Consider the following 1,848-nt stretch of genomic DNA (forward strand, 5'->3'; position numbering starts at 1 on the left):
TGTCGCTGCATGCCCCGGACTCCACGGCGTCGCGCGGCGCCACCGCCGCCACCGAGTCCCGGAACGCGACGGTGACGCTGTCCTCGAAGGCACGAATGAACAGGCCGTTGCGCCCCGCTTCGATGCCGCCGGGCGGGATCGTGGACAACACCAGACCGCCGTCGGCGGGCAGGGTGGCCACCGTCCGGCACGGGATCACGACGTCGAGTGATTTGGGGGCACCGGCGACCAGCGGTGCGGTGACGCTCTCGATGTTGCCGTCGCCGTCGACGGCCTGCGGCCACTGGATCGTCGCGGTCGTCTGGGTGACCGGCAGCAACGGTGCCAGCGCGCACAGCAGCATTCCCAACACGCCCGCGACGATCGCGATGAGGCGGGTAGTCCGGTCTGGCACGAGGCTCAAGGGTAGGCGACGCTAGCTCAGACGCAGCGGCGCCGGGCTCCACAGACCGCTGCGCGTCGCCGAACCGAGATCCAGCCGGGCCGGCTCGGCGTCGGGATAGAAGGGTGTCAGCCGCTGCAGCGCACCCCAGTCCCGCAACCAGTCGTTCTTCAGATAGGTGGGGACGGTGGTGGAACGCAGCAGCAGCTCGGTGATGCCCAGCGGGCCACCGCCGAGGTAGTCCATCACCGGCGAGTTGGCCTCGGCGCCGAACCGGTCGGGCAGGATGCGCCACCTCGGCACCTCGATGACACCGTTCTGGTGGTCGAACGGGCGTTGACAGGGGAAGGCCAGCCCCACCAGCCAGTCGAGCAGCACGGGATCGGTCGAGCCGACGACGTCCTGGAGGGTGCGCAGGGCGGGGATCCGGGGCGGGGTGAGGGCTATCCAGTGTTCGGGGCTGAGATCGTCGTCGGTGGCGACGAGCCTGATCCGCGTGGCGTCGGCGGGCAGATCCGACAGCGGCGCGCGAAGGTTGCGCCACGCGGGGGCGGCGCCGACGTCGCCAAGGGTGATGGTGCCCGCGGACTCGTCAGCCGGGTCCCCCTCGCGGGCCCACTGCACGACCACTTCACTGTTGTCGAAGCGTCCGGCCGCGGACACCACGAGCAGTGAATCGTCCGCGTTCTCGCTCCATCCGTCGGGCAGCCGATACCAGGCCGATTGCAGGTTCGCGGGTTGCTGCGTGCCGCTGCGCCAGCTGCCCATCACCGGTGTGCTGGCGGGGTCGAGGCCGAACGGCAGGCGGGCGCGCGATCCGTTCACTCCTGCCGCAGACGTGGTTCCGCCTTCGGTGCCGGCTTGATCTGCGGTGTCCGCACCGTTCTCGGTGTCGGCGAAGTTGCCCGCCCCGGACTCCTCCATCACCGGATCGGCTGACAGGTCGGAGGGAATTCCGTTGGGGCTGAAGCCTATTGCGTTTCCGTCTGCGACCGCGCCGAGTGCGTCGCCGACCGGTACCCCGATGGGTGTCAGCAGACCCTCGTTGGGGTCCTGCTCGACCAGAACGTCCTCGGCCATGCCGCACGTTTTTCCGGTGAGGGCCTCGAGATTGGACCTGCCGACGGTCCACGCCGGATACTGCCCGGTCATCGCCAGGGTGAGCGACACGATCTGGAACGTCACCAGGGTCCAGGTCGCGATGGCCAGTGGGGCCTGCGCGATCGACCGCCACCGTCGTGCGTCACCGTTCGACGGTGCGCCGTCGCGACCCGAGAAGTGGAACCAGGCGGCGATCAGCAGCGCGAGGATCGAACAGCCGAGCAGCAGCGTGGTGAAGCCGATCTCGTACTGCGGGAAGTCGTTTGACCACGGCACCCCGAAGTTGGAGACGTACCACCAGCCGTTCACCGTCGCGAACGACAGCGCGGTGATGAACAGCACCGCCGCGGCGAACAGCGTGCGGT

General features: G+C 69.3%; 1 protein-coding gene and 1 pseudogene. Both read right to left on the reverse strand.

Going from position 1 to position 1,848, the window contains the following annotated elements; genetic code table 11:
* Positions 1–343: pseudogene (locus tag WA965_RS08145) on the reverse strand (arabinosyltransferase); the annotation flags it as partial.
* Positions 344–415: 72 nt separating this feature from the next.
* Positions 416–1,848: arabinosyltransferase C-terminal domain-containing protein (locus WA965_RS08150; protein ID WP_526447340.1), on the reverse strand; the 1,433-nt coding region annotated here is incomplete at its 5' end.

Origin of the sequence: Mycobacterium sp., from assembly GCF_049683935.1 — a bacterium.
Classification (GTDB): Bacteria; Actinomycetota; Actinomycetes; order Mycobacteriales; family Mycobacteriaceae; genus Mycobacterium.